The sequence below is a fragment of the Burkholderia sp. KL41 genome (assembly GCF_057005415.2).
In genome coordinates this window covers 603485-620407 of the sequence record NZ_CM174447.1, presented here as the reverse complement: position 1 = coordinate 620407, position 16923 = coordinate 603485, and the positions used below count along the sequence as shown (strand labels likewise).

The 16923-nt window shown below is 66.1% G+C and carries 18 protein-coding genes and 1 pseudogene; 10 read left to right on the top strand and 9 right to left on the bottom strand.

Annotated features, from left to right (window positions below; all coding sequences use genetic code 11):
- Positions 1-4 precede the first annotated feature (4 nt).
- Positions 5-409, bottom strand: a complete 405-nt coding sequence (locus PQB87_RS20390) for a hypothetical protein (RefSeq protein WP_146756386.1) — start codon at positions 407-409, stop codon at positions 5-7.
- Positions 410-633: 224 nt separating this feature from the next.
- On the opposite strand from PQB87_RS20390, the gene PQB87_RS20385 reads away from it, so the two are divergent.
- The 3 genes from PQB87_RS20385 (at position 634) to PQB87_RS20375 (ending at position 3341) form a co-directional block, all read left to right on the top strand.
- Entirely contained in the window at positions 634-1293 is a 660-nt protein-coding gene (locus tag PQB87_RS20385) for a response regulator (RefSeq protein ID WP_021156343.1), read from the top strand.
- Positions 1290-2744: an ATP-binding protein gene (locus PQB87_RS20380; protein WP_489243596.1), complete on the top strand. Its 1455-nt coding sequence runs from the start codon at positions 1290-1292 to the stop codon at positions 2742-2744. The genes PQB87_RS20385 and PQB87_RS20380 overlap by 4 nt, the downstream gene beginning before the upstream one ends.
- A 69-nt stretch (positions 2745-2813) precedes the next feature.
- On the top strand, positions 2814-3341 hold the full coding sequence (locus tag PQB87_RS20375; protein WP_021156345.1) for a cytochrome b: 528 nt from the start codon (positions 2814-2816) through the stop codon (positions 3339-3341).
- 267 nt (positions 3342-3608) lie between these two features.
- On the opposite strand, the gene PQB87_RS20370 is transcribed toward PQB87_RS20375, so the two are convergent.
- Positions 3609-3878: a DUF4148 domain-containing protein gene (locus PQB87_RS20370; protein WP_489244260.1), complete on the bottom strand. Its 270-nt coding sequence runs from the start codon at positions 3876-3878 to the stop codon at positions 3609-3611.
- A gap of 71 nt (positions 3879-3949) precedes the next feature.
- Positions 3950-4294 (bottom strand): DUF4148 domain-containing protein, encoded by a 345-nt coding sequence (locus PQB87_RS20365; RefSeq protein WP_060174280.1) that lies wholly within the window; start codon positions 4292-4294, stop codon positions 3950-3952.
- 241 nt (positions 4295-4535) lie between these two features.
- Between PQB87_RS20365 and PQB87_RS20360 the strand changes: the two genes are divergently transcribed.
- A complete protein-coding gene (locus tag PQB87_RS20360; RefSeq protein ID WP_489243595.1) occupies positions 4536-5225 on the top strand; it encodes an aspartyl/asparaginyl beta-hydroxylase domain-containing protein in 690 nt (229 codons plus the stop codon).
- Between the two features lie 96 nt (positions 5226-5321).
- Here PQB87_RS20360 and PQB87_RS20355 read toward each other — a convergent pair whose 3' ends face one another.
- Positions 5322-5687 (bottom strand): ASCH domain-containing protein, encoded by a 366-nt coding sequence (locus tag PQB87_RS20355; RefSeq protein ID WP_226146872.1) that lies wholly within the window; start codon positions 5685-5687, stop codon positions 5322-5324.
- 235 nt (positions 5688-5922) lie between these two features.
- Here PQB87_RS20355 and PQB87_RS20350 point away from each other — a divergent pair, with 235 nt between their 5' ends.
- Complete coding sequence (locus PQB87_RS20350; RefSeq protein WP_059682289.1) at positions 5923-6192, top strand: ubiquitin family protein; 270 nt, start codon at positions 5923-5925, stop codon at positions 6190-6192.
- A 67-nt stretch (positions 6193-6259) separates the two neighbouring features.
- Positions 6260-7411, top strand: coding sequence for a WD40/YVTN/BNR-like repeat-containing protein (locus tag PQB87_RS20345; RefSeq protein WP_060067852.1), 1152 nt, complete (start codon positions 6260-6262; stop codon positions 7409-7411).
- Positions 7412-7456: 45 nt separating this feature from the next.
- Here the strand turns inward: PQB87_RS20345 and PQB87_RS20340 are convergent, their stop codons facing one another.
- Complete coding sequence (locus PQB87_RS20340; RefSeq protein ID WP_489243594.1) at positions 7457-8386, bottom strand: LysR substrate-binding domain-containing protein; 930 nt, start codon at positions 8384-8386, stop codon at positions 7457-7459.
- A gap of 147 nt (positions 8387-8533) precedes the next feature.
- Here PQB87_RS20340 and PQB87_RS20335 point away from each other — a divergent pair, with 147 nt between their 5' ends.
- The 4 genes from PQB87_RS20335 to PQB87_RS20320 all read left to right on the top strand — a co-directional run bounded on the left by PQB87_RS20335 (position 8534) and on the right by PQB87_RS20320 (position 12005).
- A complete protein-coding gene (locus PQB87_RS20335) occupies positions 8534-8959 on the top strand; it encodes a PACE efflux transporter (RefSeq protein ID WP_027790606.1) in 426 nt (141 codons plus the stop codon).
- Between the two features lie 330 nt (positions 8960-9289).
- Complete coding sequence (locus tag PQB87_RS20330; RefSeq protein ID WP_021163990.1) at positions 9290-9418, top strand: hypothetical protein; 129 nt, start codon at positions 9290-9292, stop codon at positions 9416-9418.
- A gap of 76 nt (positions 9419-9494) precedes the next feature.
- Positions 9495-10451: a M29 family metallopeptidase gene (locus PQB87_RS20325; protein WP_489243592.1), complete on the top strand. Its 957-nt coding sequence runs from the start codon at positions 9495-9497 to the stop codon at positions 10449-10451.
- 135 nt (positions 10452-10586) lie between these two features.
- Complete coding sequence (locus PQB87_RS20320; protein WP_489243590.1) at positions 10587-12005, top strand: tetratricopeptide repeat protein; 1419 nt, start codon at positions 10587-10589, stop codon at positions 12003-12005.
- Positions 12006-12122: 117 nt separating this feature from the next.
- On the opposite strand, the gene PQB87_RS20315 is transcribed toward PQB87_RS20320, so the two are convergent.
- From PQB87_RS20315 to PQB87_RS20300, 4 genes and pseudogenes are all read right to left on the bottom strand, one after another.
- Positions 12123-13070, bottom strand: coding sequence for a choline ABC transporter substrate-binding protein (locus PQB87_RS20315; protein WP_027790602.1), 948 nt, complete (start codon positions 13068-13070; stop codon positions 12123-12125).
- Positions 13071-13174: 104 nt separating this feature from the next.
- A complete protein-coding gene (locus tag PQB87_RS20310) occupies positions 13175-14173 on the bottom strand; it encodes a GlxA family transcriptional regulator (protein WP_027790601.1) in 999 nt (332 codons plus the stop codon).
- Between the two features lie 107 nt (positions 14174-14280).
- Positions 14281-15177, bottom strand: coding sequence for a choline ABC transporter permease subunit (gene choW, locus PQB87_RS20305; protein WP_059682277.1), 897 nt, complete (start codon positions 15175-15177; stop codon positions 14281-14283).
- Positions 15170-16895: pseudogene (locus PQB87_RS20300) on the bottom strand (quaternary amine ABC transporter ATP-binding protein). Before PQB87_RS20300 ends, choW begins: the two are co-directional and overlap by 8 nt.
- Positions 16896-16923 lie beyond the last annotated feature (28 nt).

Here is a 16923-nt window from a genome sequence, read left to right as displayed (position 1 = left end):
GGGCTCACCCGTGTGCGTAGCGGAACCGATTTCCGTTGAGCCGGATATGAAGGATGACCAGCCGACGGTACGCGCAATCGGATGACACGGCTACCGTGTGACGATCGATTCCGGTCACGTGTACGAATCCGCATGCCAGCGCCGCCCTGAACGCCGCGCCGGCAAGCTTGCGGACCGAAAGGATCGCGGTGACGATCGCGACGACGGTCCACATGCGAAACGTCATCGTCGTGAAAAATGCCTCGGGTACGCGCAGCGCCAGCCATGAAACCAGCACGAAGCACTGAACGAACATGCCGGCCAGCGCGGCGATCAGCAGGTAGGCGCGCCATCGCTCGATCGTTGAGGGGGCCATGAGGAATGAATCTCCCGTACGGGCGACTCGCGTCGATCGGACATCGATCGGCAAGGTCGCGGATTGACGGGCAAGCCGGACAGGCGTGACCCGGTTCGGGATCAGGGGCAGCGGAAAATCCCCCTGGAAACGGTGTGGCCGATGGTAGCGGGATTGCCGCCGCCGAACCTTAAGCGTTCTTCAGAATCGGGAGAAGTTTGATCCTGCGCAATTACAATCCGTTGCACGGCAGGTGCGTCGCGCTCGTACAATCGCAGGCATCCGCCCCCGAATCGACCATGCGACTCCTCCTTGTTGAAGACGACGACCTGATCGGCAGCGGTCTCGAGATCAGCCTGACCCAGGCCGGCTATCACGTCGACTGGTTGCGCGACGGTCACGCAGCGGCAGCCGCACTCGCGACGACGCGCTTCGCGCTCGTCGTGCTCGATCTCGGCCTGCCCGGGAAATCGGGCACCGAGCTGCTGCGCGCGTTGCGCGATGCGGGCGATACCGTCCCCGTGCTGGTCCTGACCGCGCGCGGCACCGTGGCCGACCGCGTCCGCGGCCTCGACGACGGCGCCGACGACTACCTCGCGAAACCGTTCGAACTGACCGAAGTGCTCGCCCGCTGCCGCGCGCTCGTGCGCCGCTCGCAAGGCCGCGCCGGCGACGAGATCGTGTGGCGCGACATCACGATCGACCTGACCGCCCACACGGTGACACGCGATGCGTCGCGCATCGCGCTCACGTCGCGCGAGTGGGCCATCCTGGTTCAGCTCGTCAGCCACCCGGGCGCGCCGCAGTCGCGCTCGCGCCTCGAGGACACCCTGTACGGCTGGCAGGAAGGTATCGAAAGCAATGCGATCGAGGTGCATGTGTCGAACCTGCGCAAGAAGCTCGGCGCGGAACTGATCCGCACCGTTCGAGGCGTCGGCTACGTCGTCGATCTCGCATGACGTCCCGCTCGATACGGCGCCGCGTTTCGTCGATGGCGCTCGGCTGCGTGACGGTCGTGTGGCTCGTCGCCGTGTTCGGCAGCTTCCGGTATGCGACGCGCGAGATCGGCGAATGGGAAGACGCCCGCCTCGTCGAATATGCATCGCTGCTGGTCAATCTCTCGCCTGCCGACCTCGGCCGCCTCGCCCGTGTGCCGCCGGACGCGCGTGTCGAACTGGATCGCCGCGGCTCGAAACCCGGCCCCGAAACCGACGGCGATCGCCTTCCGCGCGACGTGCTGTTCGAGGTGCGCGACGCACGGGGCCAGGTCGTCGCGTCGAGCCTCCCGGCCGGCGCCGCCGGCCTGCCCGACGCGCACGACTCGCGCGGTCTTCCTGAAACGATCGTCATCCGCGACGCGTCATGGCGTATGCACACGCTGCGCGACGACGCGTCGGGGCGCTGGATCCGCGTGATGGAAATCGCGAACACGCGCAGCGACCTGGCAACCGGCACCGCGCGCGGCATCGTCCTGCCGTTGATCGTCGCGCTCCCGGTGCTGGCGCTGCTCCTCTGGTATCTGATCGGACGCGGTCTCGCGCCGTTGAAGACGCTGTCGACGCTGATCGGCGCGCGCGACGCGCGATCGCTCGAACCGCTCGGCATCGCCGCCGTGCCGGACGAAGTGCGCCCGCTGGTCGACGCGATCGACCGCCTGCTGGCCCGGCTGCGGCAATCGATCGTGCGCGAGCGCGCGTTCACGTCCGATGCCGCGCACGAGCTCAAGACACCGCTTGCCGCGATCAAGGTCCAGGCCCAGGTGGCCATCGCGACCGACGATCCGGCACTCCAGCGGCTCGCGATGCAGCGGGTCGTTCAAGGCGTCGACCGCAGTGCGCGTCTCGCCGAGCAGTTGCTGCTGCTCGCGCGGCTCGACGAATACGAACGCATTCCGACGCGCGCGGTCGCCGTTCGCGAACTCGTCGAAGCCGCCCTCGACCGCCATCTCGCGAAGGCGTCGGACAAGGCCATCGACCTCGTGGCCGGCCCCGTCTCCGGACGCGCGATCGACGCCGATCCGATCCTGATCGGCATCCTGCTCGACAACCTCGTCGACAACGCCGTGAAGTACGGCCGCCCGGGCGGTCGCATCGAGCTCGGCGTGCACGACGACGGCGCACTGCAACGCATCGTCGTTCGCGACGACGGGCCCGGCGTCGCCCCCGGCGAGCACGAGCGGCTCGGCGACCGCTTCTATCGCGGCAGCGGCGCGCAGTCGCCCGGCAGCGGGCTCGGGTTGTCGATCGTCACGCGCATCGCGCAATACCTGGGCGGCACCGTGCAGTTCGGGCCCGGCATCGGCGGCCAGGGCCTCGGTGTCGCGGTCGCACTGCCGTCGGCGGACGCGGGCGAAGCGCGGCCGGCAGGCTCACCCGACGACCGATCGCCGCGTGAGATGCCGCGTGCTTAACGTTTCGTTAAGCATGCGGTCGTAGAATCCACCCGTCCGATACCGTCCCCGTCGTACGCAGGAGTCTTCATGTCCACACCCGCCCGATATGACACCGTTGCGCGTTTTCTTCACTGGCTGATCGTCGCGCTGATCGTCGCGCAATATGCGATCGGCTGGACGATGCCCGACGTGCATCGCGATACGCAGCCCGTCGGCCTGATCGCCGCGCACCTGATCGTGGGCACCGCACTGCTCGCCGCGATGGCCTGCCGCGTGCTGTGGCGCGCGACGCATCGCCCGCCGGCGAACGACCTGTCTCCTGCAATGCGTGCGCTGTCGGGCGTCACGCATTTCGCGCTCTACGCGCTGCTGATCGCCGTGCCGCTGCTCGGCTGGATCAACGCATCGTCGCGCGCGTGGGGCGTGACGCTGCTCGGGATCGTGCCGCTGCCCGCGCTGTCGGCGGCCGGTTCCGGGTTCGGCCACGCGATGGGCGACGTGCACGGCATCCTCGCCTGGGTGCTGTTCGCCGGCATTTGCCTGCACGTGGCAGCGGCGCTGGCGCACCGCTTCGTGCTGCGCGACCAGGTCCTGCAGCGCATGATGCCCTGGTGATCGCACGATCGGCAGCGCGGCATATCATGGCGCGCATGAACCGGCCTGCCGCCAGGGCCGAACCCGTCGTCGTCCCGGCTCATCGCGCGATCGGCCGGCCTGACCATCGCGCGCCGCCGGCCAGATGATCGCGGCGCCGAGCGAAGCGGCGCGCGATGACGGGCACGGCGGCCGGCGCCCTTCCACCGCGTCGGGCGGCACGAACGGCTGCCGGACGGCCGTGCCGCGAACACGACGGCCTGAAGTCGCACAAGACCATATCGGCACCTAGTTGCTGTTCTGCGCCGGCATACCGGCCGCCGGTGCATGCGCAGCCGCCATCCGGGCCCGGTCCTGTTCGGCAAGCCTCGCTTGCGCCGCCTGGATGTCCGCCGGATACTCGCCGTCGTCCCCTTTCGCCGGGTCGTACCCGGCTGCTTCCAGGCGCATCAATTCGTCGCGAACCTGCGCGCGCGTCAGCGGCGCGGCCGATTGCGCGAAGGCCGACTGGCCGACCATCGCCGCGATCATCGTCAGTACTGCGATATATGTTTTCATCATGAACTCCTTCAATGTTCCGTATCGATCAACCTGGGTGAATGCCGGCCCTGCGAACGCGGGCGGCTGCGTCAGCTGCCGAAATAGATCGTGCAGAAACTCGCCGGGCCGACGCATGCGGCGGAACGCTGGCGCGGCGCCATCGTCGCCGGCTTGCCCGCATCGGACGAGGCGGCCGGCTCGCTGCCGACTGCCGTGCCGGCCTGGCGCTGCGGCATCCGTTCGACCTGCTGCCGGAACAGCGGGCTCACGTCCGGATACGACGTATCGGTCACGAAGCGCAGCCCCTGGTTCTCGGCGTCGATCAGCTGCTGCCTGACCTGCGCGCGCGTCAGTGCCTGCGCCGATGCGGGCGCCGCGACACCCGCGAAAGAAATCGCCGCCACGGCGGCGGCCACCAGCCAATGCTTGTTCATGTTCCACTCCTCGAGAAGTCAACGAGACGACGTGCTACACCCGTATGACGACGGAGCGTGTGCATTTATTCCCGCATGTCGCGGCCCGAATCACGCGGCTTCTGCGGCTCCGGGGGCGCGTGGAACGAACATTCATGAACCTGTCATTCTTTCGTCAGCCGGCGTAACCTGACGTAACGCAGCGCCCGCCCCGCTTCGGGCAGACTGACGTCACCCTTTCCGGATCGCGCCTCGATCGACCATGTCCGTCGCTTACGACTATGCAGCCGGCCTGCTGCGCACGCTGTACGACCGCCATATCGACGGCGGCGCGGTGCTCGATACGGCCGCGTTTCCCGATGCCGGGCGTTTCGTCCGTGCGTGGCCCGCCATCCAGGCAGAGGCATTCGCCGTGGCGCGCGACATGGCGCGCATCCCGCGCTTCCACGAGGTCATGCGCGAGCAGTACGACATCTCGGCCACCGATGCACGCGACTGGCGGATGTTCATCATGCAGGCCTACGGCCAGCCGTTCCCGCGCAACCTGTCGCGCTGCCCGACCGTCGCGTCGATCGTCGCGACGTCGCCGGACGTGCTGTCCGCATCGCTGTCGTTCCTCGCACCCGGCAAGCACATTCCACCGCATCGCGGGCCGTTTCGCGGCATCCTGCGCGGCTATCTCGTGCTGTCGATGCCGAAGCGCGCGGACGGCGCGCCGGCCGCCGTGCTGAAGGTGGACGGCCACGAATACCGGCTCGACGAAGGCCGTTTCCTGCTGTGGGACGATACGTTCATGCACGAGGTGTGGAACGACAGCGACGCCGTGCGGATCGTGCTGCTGCTCGATATCCGCCGACGCGGGATGCCGCGCCTGCTCACGTGGCTGTCGAATGCGGTGATCGGCATCGTGCGGATCGGGATCAGGATACGCGGGCGATCGATTCCGGTTTAGCGCGGGCGGCGGGCACTCTCCGGGTGACGCTTCGTTTCGACTGCCCTCTCTGGTGTCGCAAGGGCGTCCGGCCCGCCCCGGATGCAGGCGAAATCATCAGGACACCTTTCCGAAATCATCCGGCAACGCATAGATGCCGCGCTTCGCGACGCACGGAACAGGCGGCGCGATCTGCCGAACGTTCGCCAGTTCCCAGCACACGTATCCTGCACACCATTGCTTGCCTTGCGAGCGGGCTTCATCGGGCGTCCAGTCGTGCACCCCCACGACATCGACCATCGCGAGCGCGATACCGTCGGGATCCTCCTGCCCGTCCTGCCGCAGGAAGATCGCGTTCTGCACCAGCACGAGATCGCGCAACGGCATGGCCGGCGGCGCCCACGAGCGGATCTCCACGCGCTTGCGGCCCGCGACGATATCGTCGACGGCGGGTTTGACGATCGACAGCGCGGATCGCGGCATGGCGGGAATGTCCTTCATCGGCAAGTGGAGAGCGTGCGACCGTCGAGCGGCATGGCGGCCGAATCCGGCATGCGATGGCGGCCCGGGCGGGATTGTTGCCGATCCGCGTGGTCGTGTCGACCGCGACGGATCGACACGCCGGCGCACGGCGACTACGAGACGTCGTCTTGGCGCCTCCGACGGATCGCCTAAACTAAAGACCGTCCCCTCCGCGCGGCTCCTGCCGGCTCCCGCCATGGCGCACCTCTTCTTCGCCGCCTCAATCCAGCGGCATATCGAAACGCCCGAGCGCGAAATCGACGCCCGCACGCTCGGCGAAGCATTCGACACCGTTTTCGGCGAGCAGCCGCGACTGCGCGGCTACATCCTCGACGACCAGGGCGCGCTGCGCAAACACCTGTCGGTATTCATCGACGGCCAGCCGATACGCGACCGTCAGCGCCTGTCCGACGTGCTCGGCGACGCGAGCCGGGTTTATGTCGTACAGGCGCTGACGGGCGGATAAAGGGACGCATGCACAAGCGCCGACCGCGTGCCGGAACGCCAGGTCGGGCCATCAGGAGACATCGCACATGAACGATCGACTGCTCGTCGCCACCCGCAAGGGCCTGTTCGTCCTGCAGCCCGACGGCAACGGCGGCTGGACGCTCGGTGAGCCGCATTTCGCCGGCGAGCCGGTCAGCATGGCGCTCGCCGACCCGCGCGACGGCACGCTGTATGCGGCGCTCAACCTGGGTCATTTCGGCGTGAAACTGCATCGCAGGCGGGCCGGCGCCACCGACTGGGAAGAATGCGCGGTGCCCGTGTATCCGCCGCAGCCAGCCGACGATCCGCCCGCCAGCGCACCGTCGGGCACGGGTGCCGCGAGCGACACGGGCGACACGCCGCCCGGCCCGCCGCAGCCGCCGTGGACGCTCCAGCAGATCTGGTCGCTCGAAGCCGGCGGCACCGACGAGCCGGGCGTGCTGTGGGCGGGCACGATTCCCGGCGGGCTGTTCCGCTCGGACGACGGCGGCGGTTCCTGGGTGCTCAACCGGGCATTGTGGGATCGCCCGGAGCGCGCCGAATGGGGCGGCGGCGGATACGATGCGCCGGGCATCCATTCGGTGATGGTCGATCCGCGCGACAGCCGGCACGTGACGATCGGCATCTCGTGCGGCGGCGTCTGGCAGACCGCCGACGGCGGCGCGACGTGGCGTGTGACGGCCGACGGCATGGAAGCCGACTACATGCCGCCCGAGCGACGCGGCGAACCCAACGCGCAGGACCCGCACCGCGTCGTGCAGTGTGCGGCCAACCCGGACGTGCTGTGGACGCAGCATCACTGCGCGATCTTCCGCTCGACCGACGGCGCCGAACACTGGCGGAGGATCGAGGCCCAGCCGTCGAGCTTCGGTTTCGCGGTGGCCGTGCATCCGCACGAGCCGGACACCGCGTGGTTCGTACCGGCCGTGAAGGACGCGTGCCGGATTCCGGTGGACGGCCGGTTCGTCGTCACGCGCACGCGCGACGGCGGGCGCAGTTTCGAGCCATTCACGAACGGGCTGCCGCCCGCACCGGCGTACGACCTCGTGTATCGGCACGGGCTCGCGGTGGACGATTCGGGCACGCGCCTCGCGATGGCGTCGACGACCGGCGGGTTGTGGACGTCCGATGACGGCGGGGAAAACTGGCAGTTGGTGTCCGCGCATTTGCCGCCGGTGTATTGCGTCAGGTTCGGGTGACGGTATGCGGGCGCACCGTTCGCACACGGCCCGCGCCGCCCCGCTTTAGCGCTCGACGCCCGCCCCCATCCGCGCCACCGCCGCCCGCGTCTGCGCGATTTCCGCTTCAAGCCAGTCGAGAAACGACCTGACCTGCGGCTCGCGCTCACGCCCGGGCCGGCACAGCGCGACGAAACGCGCGCCGTCGAGCCGCACCGACGGCTCGATCGGCGTCAGTGCGCCGTGCGCGACATGCTCGGCAGCCAGCACCGAGCTGAGCAGCGCGATGCCCTGCCCGTGCAGCACGGCCTGCAACGCGTAATGCTCGTCGTCGTAATGGCGAAACACCGCGCGTTCGAGCCACGCGTCGCGGCCTGCCGCACGGCACCACGACGCCCAGTCGACCGACACCGGCAACGGCGTATCCCACACGGTCTCGATCAGGTCGAGCGGCTCGCCCGTGCGGTGCGCGTCGAACCCGGCGGCCGCATAGGCGCCGAAATACTCGTCGATCAGCGCAATCTCGTGCAGCGCCGGAAACGTGCGCGACGTTGCGCGAATCGCAAGATCGATCCGCGCATCGCGTTCGAGATCGGCGAGCGTGTTGCCGGTTTCGACCTTGATGTGCAGTTGCGGATCGATGCGACGAAACCGCCCGAGACGCGGAATCAGCCACATCGCGGCGAATGCGGGCGTGGTGGTCAGCACGAGCGTGCGCTCGCCGGTCGCTTCCGGCCGCACCGCATCGAGCCCGCGGCTCAGCGCCAGCAACGCATCGTGACTCGCGCGAAACAGTTGCTCGCCCTCCTCCGTGAGCCGCACGCCGCTCGCGCCGCGCTCGAACAGCAGCACGCCGAGCCGGCTTTCGAGCGACTTGATCTGGTGCGATACGGCGGCCGGCGTCACGGACAGTTCGTCCGCGGCAGCCTTGAACGCGCCAAGCCGCGCCGACGCTTCGAATACACGCAATGCGGTCAGGGGAAGTTTCGAGAACACGGGGCCTCGCGGGCCGGATCGGGCCGGGTTGAATTCGATTGAATCGGGGTGAGATTAGGTGAATTGAAGCACGCGTGCAACGCGAATAGCCTTGCGGGACGTCACGGCAGGGTGCCGCGGCGAATGACGTCGAACCGGAGAAACAACGTGCAAGGCCTATCGCGCAGGATCACGCAGGCGGTGCTCTACGAAGCGATCGCGATTTCCTGCATCTCGCCCGTGATCGCGGCGCTCTTCAAGCAGGGCCTCGTCTATTCGGGCGCGCTGTCGGCGACGATGTCGGCGATCGCGATGCTGTGGAACATGATCTTCAACGCGTTGTTCGAGCGCTGGGAAGCGTCGCGCCGGCAGCCGGCACGCACGCTCGGGCGGCGAATCCTGCACGCCACCGGATTCGAAGGCGGGCTCATCTTCATCCTGGTGCCCGTCGTGTCGTGGTGGCTCGACATCTCGTGGTTCGACGCATTCGTCGTCGACATCGGGCTGTTTGCGTTCTTCTTCTGTTACGCGTTCGCCTTCCAGTGGGCGTTCGATCGCGTGTTCGACGTGCCCGCGGCGACGAAGGGGGAATGAAACGAGCGCCCGGTAATCAAGCAGTCGAAATCGACATCAATCGGTGCGTTTATTCCCGTTTCAAAACGCACCCCGTTTCATTTTTTCGGCATTCAAACAATACCACCACCAGCATTCACAAAATCAAAACAACCCTAGGGTTTACGTTACATTGTCCCTCCGCAAATTCGAATGCTAATGTTGTCTGACGATTAACGGAAAGCAATTATTCATACCCACCCCATATAATCGGCGCAACCCCATGCGCCCACTCAATCGCTAAATCCGCCCTCGAATTTTCGGGGGCGATTTGCGATGTTCGCAGTTCAATTCCTAAACAAGGAAATCATCATGAACGAAAATCAGGAAAAGCAGGATCTCCCGCTGATCGAATGGATGCAGGAAGATCAGCACGAAGACTGGGTCGAGATGATGAAGGACAGCGCAGTCATTCCATTCGCAACTGCTCTGTGGGCATAAGCAGGCAGCCGAATGATGGCGGATCGAAACGACCCGCCATTTTTTGATCCAGAAGCTGGATACCCCGGAGATAATCATGGAAAAAAGTGTCGAGAATTTCTTTTCGTGTGTCCGCGGACATCCAGCCATGGTTCAGAAACATTCAGCCGGCGCCAACATCCTGGTCGGCTCGGATCAAAGCCAGAGAAATACCGCGCAATCGATTATCCGGCACTGCCCGAAAAAACTCGAATATTCGTTCACCTACGTCGAGCTTGACACGGAAAATCACGAACAGGTCATAAAGGAAATCGACCGGTGTGACATGTTCATCTTCATGTACGACTCGTCCATCCGTTCCGACATCAACCCGCATGGGCCGTCGTTCATCCCGCCCCTCAAGCCGAAAATGGCCGAGCACTGGAAGAAGTCGGTATTGCTGCGGGAATACGGCGAATTCTTCAAGGAGGCCTTTTCCGAGAGCATCGACGACATTGCCGCCCGCAACGAACGCATCATTGCGGCGGCACAACGCGCTCGACGCGTGCAATTTCACGACGGCTTCGGCGGTTCGCTGCACGGAACGCTGGATCAGACATGGAAAAGCCTCGATGGCCGCAACCACTACGACCTGATGCCCGGCGAAGTGGCGACCCGCGTACTCGACCTGAGCGGAAGCGTCTTGTTCGGCGGCACCTTCCTGAGCACGGTGCCCTTTGCCATCAAGTACGGTGTCATCGACTCGATATTGAAGATCGGGATCGAGCGGAGCCAGGTGGTCAGCGTGGAATCGGCCAATCGACAGCTCGAGGACGATTTCAGGTTGTATCTCGACAAATGCGCGGGAAACAGGATCGTCGAGGAGTTCGGGATCGGGACGAACCTGAACGTCAGGCTGCATGGACGCAATGCAAGTTTCGAAGAACGCCATCCCGGGTTGCACCTTGGCCTCGGCGGCGGTGAACGCGGCAGCCATCACCTGGATCTGGTGTTTTCGTCCGGAAAGATCCTGTTCGACGACACCGTCATCTTCGACGGCTCATTCCGTGTGTAGCCCCTGCGACGACACGGCCGGCATCGACGCGCCGGCGAGGTGCCGGCATCGTGATGCCCACCGCCGGGACCCTGCTCCCATCGGTTCCCGTTGCGCCCGCCCCGCACGGTGAGCGCGCCCGCCGGAACCGCATTCATGGTCGACCTCGAACAGCAACTGCGTGCCGCCCAGACGCAATACGCAGGCGATTCACGTGATCCCGCGATCCTGCATCGGATCTGCGAACTGCTGACTGCCCTCCGGCGAGAGGAGGAAATGCTCCCCTGGGCCGACCTGGCGCTGGCGCTCGACCCGCACGACGCCGTCTCCATGACACGGCGTGCCGATGCGCTCTACCTGCTGGGCCGCTATGTCGAAGCCGCCGAAGTCTGGAAACGCGATCCGTCGCGGCACAGCCGGCCCGAACTCCACCGCTTGCGACTGGGCATGAGCCTGATGATGGCCGGCGATCTCGCGCAGGCCATCGCGTTGCTCGACGAAGCCTTCCGGATGGCGGCATCCGGTCCTGCCGAGATGAGCGCATCGATCGGATTCGCGATGGGAGAAGCGATGCTCAAGGCGGGCGATCCGCGCGGCTTCGCCTATTGGCGAATGCGTGACGACGTTCCGCGCCTGTCCGCCAATTACCGCCCGGTCGGCCTCCCGACATGGGACGGCGAATCGGATGTGCGCGGCAGGCGTGTCCTGATCACGCATGAACACGGCTTCGGCGACAACTTTCTCCTCTCGGCCTGCGTGGCCGACTGGCTGGACGAAGGCGCGCACGTCATGCTCACCTGCCATCCGCAGAGCCACTCGCTCATGCAGGCATCACTGCCGCGGTGCGAGGTCGTCGCCGCCCCCAATCCGGTGCAGTTTCATGCGCCGTTGCCCCATGAACTGCAAGCACGCGTCGACAGTTTCGCGCCGGACCTGCATGCCACGCTGCTTCATTTGCCGATGCTGAAAGCCCGGCGGACACGCCTGCCGGAACGATGGTTCGCGCCGTACATCAAGACGCCGCCGCACAAGCAGCGGCTCGCTGCCGAATGGGCCGCGCAAGTGCGCGAGCAATATCCGGGCAGGAAGCTGATCGGACTGTTCTGGGATTGCGTCCAACGACATTGGCCCGAAAAAGGCGCCATCGTCAGGTGCTGGGCCAGCCGCCGCAGCCTGCCGCTCGATGCGATCGACGCGATCGTGGCACACCCGGCCATCGCGGAAAGCATGCATTTCGTGAGTCTGCATCACCCCGCTGCCGCGGCACTGGCGGGCACGCCGGCCGGCAATGTTGGTCACTACCAGCCCGGGATTCGGGATTTCGGCGACACGGCTGCATGCATGGCCCAACTGGATGCCGTGGTCGCGGTCGATTCGGGTGTCGCCAACCTGGCGGCCATGATGGGTATGCGGACTTGCGTACCGACCCACGTCTGTGGCGACTGGCGCTGGGGCGTCGAGGGTACCGCGAGCCCCTGGATCGCGCATGCGACCGCCGTGCGGCAAACCCGCGAAGGCGACTGGAGCGACGTGATTCGACGCATCAACGCGTGGCTCATGCAAGTCGTGGCCTGATGCCTGCTCACGCCGGACAGGCATGCCGACGCCCCCCGGCTCCCGGAATCTTCCCGGGACGGGGGGCGCCGATCCGTCAAGCCGCTTGCGGGCCAGGCGAACGCCCGGCCGCGTCGCTCAATGCACGCCGAGATACGCCTTCACCGCCGGCAGGCCCGGCTTGCCGTCGAGCGTCGTCACGCCCGCGAGCCACTTGTCGAGCGCCTGCGGGTTCGCCTTCAGCCACTCGGCGGCCGCCTTGTTCGGCTCTACCTTGTTCATGATCGGCACCATCACGTGGTTCTCGATCGTCGTCGTGAACTGCAGGTTCGACACGAACTTCGCGACGTTCGGGCAGCGCTGCGCGTAGTCGGGCGGCGTCGCCGTCAGCACCTTCGCTTCGCCGTAGTTCGGGCCGAACACGTCGTCGCCGCCGCTCAGGTAGTCGATCTTCATCTGCACGTTCATCGGATGCGGCTCCCAGCCGAGGAACACGATCCACTGCTTGTCGCGAATCGCGCGATTCACCTCGACCAGCATCCCGGCCTCGCTCGACTCGACCATCTTGAACTTGCCGAGGCCGAACTGGTTGCCGTCGATCATCTTCTTGATCAGCAGGTTGCCGTCGTTGCCCGGCTCGATCCCGTAGATCTTGCCGTTCAGCTTGTCCGCATATTTCTGGATGTCCGCGAACGACTTCAGGCCGCCCTGATAGACGTAGTCGGGCACCGCGAGCGTGTATTTCGCGCCGGTCAGGTTGGGCGTGGAGAGCACCTTGATCGTGCCGGCCTTCGTGAACGGCTGGATGATCGGGTCCATCGTCGGCGACCAGTAGCCGAGGAACACGTCGATCTGCTTGCTCTTGATCCCCGCGAACGTGATCGGCACCGACGCGATCGTCTTCGTCGGGTTGTAGCCGAGCCCCTGCAGCATCGTCGTGGCGAGGCCCGTGGTCGCCGCGATGTCGGACCAGCCGACATCCGCGAAGCGCACGTTCTTGCACACGGGCGGATCGGCCGCATAAACGGCCGACATCGGCGCGGTTACCCCGATCCCGCACACCGCTGCGATCAATAGGCGCTTCATCTTGCTTCTCCTCAAAGTGATGTCGTTTGCTTGAATGCGGGATCGTTTATTGAAGCCGCGCGCCGCGATCCCGGCGACGTCGCGGACTGGATGATTCTCGACAGTCAGCGCCCCGGCAGCCTGCGCTCGTAGCTCGGCGCATGGCCGAACTGCGCGCGGTAGGCCTTGCTGAAATGGCACGGCGAATGGAAACCGCAGACCGTCGTCACGCGTGCGATCGACGCATCGGTCGTGCGCAGCAGGTCGCGCGCGCGTTTCAGGCGCAGCGTCAGGTAATAGTGGGTCGGCGATACGTTCAAATACACCTTGAACATCCGCTGCAGGTGCCGCTGCGACAGCCGCACGAGCCGCGCGAGCTCCTCGAGCGACAGCGGCTCCTCGATGTTCGCCTCCATCAGCCGCACGACCTCGATCAGCTCCGCGCGCGAGAAGCCGACGCGCGCATCGACCGGAATCGGCTGCGTATCGGTCGAGCTGCGGATGCGCTCCAGGATGAACTGCTCGGATACCTGCGCGGCCAGCTGCTGGCCGAACCGCATGCCGACGAGGTTCAGCATCAGGTCGAGCGGCGCGGTGCCGCCGGTGCAGGTCAACCGGTCGCGGTCGACGACGAACAGTTCGTCGGCGAACCCGACCTGCGGGAACTCGGCATGCAGCGACGACAGGTTCTCCCAGTGCACGGTGCAGCGATAGCCGTCGAGCAGCCCGCTCGACATCAGCGCATACGCGCCTGTGCAGATGCCGCCGAGCGGCAGCCCGCGTTCGGCAAGCGCCGCGAGCGTATCGCGCGCCTCTTCGTCGACCACGTCGCGGATGCGGATGCCGCCGCACACGATCATCACGTCGGGCAGCTTCGTGTAGTCGAGCGCCTGCGTCGGCCGTACCGCGATGCCGTTGCTGGCATGCACCGGGCTGCCGTCGAGCGAGTAGATCGACCACTGGTAATGATCGGCCCGCCCGACGTAGTTCGCCATCCGAAGCACTTCGACAGCGCTCGAGAACGCGATCATCGAGAAGTTCGGCAGCGTCAGGAAGCCGAAATGGGCGAGGGACGAAACCGGTGAAACGCAGGCGGCGGGCGCAACAGCGACGGCGGACGTCACATCGGTCTCCTGGCGACAAGGTTGCAGGGGGCCAACCCCGCGGCCGAAGCCGCGGAAGTCGTTTTCTATCGTCAAGGTAAGCGGCCGGGGCTTCCGGCCGCCGGAGGTCAGGCCTGTGCGGGTGAGGCCTTCACGCGAAACAGCTGCTTGAGGCCCGAGAACAGCGGCGCCTTCACGGTGCCCGGCGCGCGGCCGAAGCTTTCGGTGATGCGGTCGAGAATGATCGCGAGCAGCACGACCGACAGGCCGCTTTCGAAACCGAGGCCGATGTCGAGGCGCTGGATACTGGCGAGCACGTCGTTGCCGAGGCCGCCCGCGCCGACCATCGACGCGATGATCACCATCGACAGCGCCATCATGATCGTCTGGTTCACGCCCTGCATGATCGACGGCAGCGCATTCGGGAACTGCACCTTGTACAGCAGCTGCCACGGCGTGCAGCCGAAGGCCTGGCCGGCTTCGACGATCTCGCGGTTCACGTGGCGGATGCCGAGGCTCGTCAGGCGCACCGCCGGCGGCATCGCGAAGATCACCGTCGACAGGATCCCCGGCACGCGGCCGAGACCGAACAGCATCGCGGCCGGAATCAGGTAGACGAACGCGGGCATCGTCTGCATCAGGTCGAGGATCGGGCGCACGGTCGCGGCGACCCACTTGCTCTTCGCGGCCCAGATGCCGAGCGGGATGCCGAGCACGAGGCTGATGATCGTCGACGACAGCGTGAGGCCGAGCGTGATGACGGTCTGGTCCCAGAAGCCCGTCGCGAAGATCAGCAGCAGCGACGCGGTGGTGAACAGCGCGAAGCGCCAGCCCACCCGCCACAGCCCGACGCCGATGAAGATCGCCATCATCAGCCACATCGGGATCGCCTGCAGGCCATGCTCGACGAAGGCCGCGAGCCCCTCGATCGCTTGACCGATCGCGTCGAACGTCTTCGCGTCATGGTCGAGCAGGTAGTGAACGGACTGGTCGACCCAGGTACCGAGCGGAATCATTTCAGACATGGGAGCCTCGCGAACGCGTGATGGCCTTCAGGATGAGCGCGCGATCGACCGAGCCGCAGTAGCAGCCGTCGTCGTCGACGACAGGCAGTGCATTCGGGCTCGCGACCACGCGCGCGACGACATGTTCGAGCGACGCATCGCGCCGGATGCTTTCGATCGGGCTCACGGACGGCGTCTCCTGACCGATCGCATCGCGCGTGACGAAGCCGCGGATCTTGCGTTGCGCGTCGAGCACGAACGCATAGTCGGCACTGCCGTTCAGCGTGGCCGCGACGTTCGCGGCATCGCACTTCGACACGATCGGCACGGCGCCCGTCTGCATCAGGTCGCCGGCCGTGAGGTAGCGGCTGGTGTCGATGCCGTCGAAGAACGCGCGCACGTAATCGTCGGCCGGGTTCGCGATGATGTCCTGCGGCGTGCCGACCTGCACGAGCCGGCCGCCTTCCATGATCGCGATGCGGTTGCCGATGCGCAGCGCCTCTTCCAGATCGTGCGACACGAACATGATCGTGCGGCGCTGTTCCTTCTGCAGTTGCAGCAGCACATCCTGCATTTCGCGGCGCTTGAGTGGATCGAGCGCGGAGAACGCCTCGTCCATGATCATCAGCGACGGGTTCACGGCCAGCGCACGGGCAAGGCCCACGCGCTGCTGCATGCCGCCCGACAGCTCGGACGGCAGCTTGTGCGAGAACGGCGCAAGGCCGACCTGCTCGAGCACTTCCATCGCGCGGCGTTCGCGTTCCTTCTTGCCGACGCCCGCGACTTCCAGGCCGAACGCGGCGTTCGACACCACGGAGCGATGCGGCATCAGCGCGAACGACTGGAACACCATGCTCATGTCCTTGCGGCGCAGCGCGGTCAGCGCCGAGCGGCGCGCCGATGCGACGTCGAGCCCGTCGATCATCACCTTGCCGGCGCTCGGATCGACCAGCCGGTTCACGAGGCGGATCAGCGTGGATTTGCCGGAGCCGGACAGGCCCATCAGCACAAAAATTTCGCCTTCCTGCACATCGAAGGAGACGTTGTGCACGCCGACGACCTGGCCGGTGCGCTTGAGCACGTCGTCCTTCGTCGCGCCGGCGGCAAGCATGTCGAGCGCCTGCTGCGGGTTACTTCCAAACACCTTGCACAGACCTTCGACCACGACCTTGGGGGCATCCATCGAAACCTTCTCCTCGTGTAGCGGGGACTCACGTGTGTCATAGCGTGCCTACATAGTTGCCAGAAAAAACCCCGACCTGCCGACGAATTACGACAAACGCTTGCGCAAATACGACACGGCCTCCAGCCCCGCCGGGCGGGCCGCGGCGCGCGGCGGCACGCGATTGCGGCGGCGCAATACGCGCACAGCCAGCAACGACGGGCATCGCGCGCCGGACTTGTGCGCAGCAGCGTCGCGCATATCGCGTCGTTTTTTGCGCGAATTCGCATCGGGCGCGCGTCGCTTTACGACAATTCCACGTCCGATCCCGCGGCCATATAGCCTGACAAATGCACGCGCGGCATTCACCGATAAAAAGCATGACCGTGCAAAAAGCCGCACGACGACACCGGAAGGTGCACGCCGCGATACCGTGCCAACCCGGAAAATCCCCGACAGCCGCTGTGATACATTCCCCGCCAACAGGCTGATTGCGACGCAGGCCGCCATGCGCGGCCGCCTTCAGCCGTGCATGGCGGTTCGCCTGCCGGCCATGCCGACACGCCTCGACCGGCATACGTCCGATCGCAGGCCGATAACGATAC

Bases quoted from the DNA above. Each gene is read 5' to 3' on its own strand.
- PQB87_RS20385 (WP_021156343.1), top strand. From the start codon at position 634: ATGCGACTCCTCCTTGTTGAAGACGACGACCTGATCGGCAGCGGTCTC.
- PQB87_RS20380 (WP_489243596.1), top strand. From the start codon at position 1,290: ATGACGTCCCGCTCGATACGGCGCCGCGTTTCGTCGATGGCGCTCGGC.
- PQB87_RS20375 (WP_021156345.1), top strand. From the start codon at position 2,814: ATGTCCACACCCGCCCGATATGACACCGTTGCGCGTTTTCTTCACTGG.
- PQB87_RS20370 (WP_489244260.1), bottom strand. From the start codon at position 3,878: ATGAAAACATATATCGCAGTACTGACGATGATCGCGGCGATGGTCGGC.
- PQB87_RS20365 (WP_060174280.1), bottom strand. From the start codon at position 4,294: ATGAACAAGCATTGGCTGGTGGCCGCCGCCGTGGCGGCGATTTCTTTC.
- PQB87_RS20360 (WP_489243595.1), top strand. From the start codon at position 4,536: ATGTCCGTCGCTTACGACTATGCAGCCGGCCTGCTGCGCACGCTGTAC.
- PQB87_RS20355 (WP_226146872.1), bottom strand. From the start codon at position 5,687: ATGCCGCGATCCGCGCTGTCGATCGTCAAACCCGCCGTCGACGATATC.
- PQB87_RS20350 (WP_059682289.1), top strand. From the start codon at position 5,923: ATGGCGCACCTCTTCTTCGCCGCCTCAATCCAGCGGCATATCGAAACG.
- PQB87_RS20345 (WP_060067852.1), top strand. From the start codon at position 6,260: ATGAACGATCGACTGCTCGTCGCCACCCGCAAGGGCCTGTTCGTCCTG.
- PQB87_RS20330 (WP_021163990.1), top strand. From the start codon at position 9,290: ATGAACGAAAATCAGGAAAAGCAGGATCTCCCGCTGATCGAATGGATG.
- PQB87_RS20325 (WP_489243592.1), top strand. From the start codon at position 9,495: ATGGAAAAAAGTGTCGAGAATTTCTTTTCGTGTGTCCGCGGACATCCA.
- PQB87_RS20320 (WP_489243590.1), top strand. From the start codon at position 10,587: ATGGTCGACCTCGAACAGCAACTGCGTGCCGCCCAGACGCAATACGCA.
- PQB87_RS20315 (WP_027790602.1), bottom strand. From the start codon at position 13,070: ATGAAGCGCCTATTGATCGCAGCGGTGTGCGGGATCGGGGTAACCGCG.
- choW (WP_059682277.1), bottom strand. From the start codon at position 15,177: ATGTCTGAAATGATTCCGCTCGGTACCTGGGTCGACCAGTCCGTTCAC.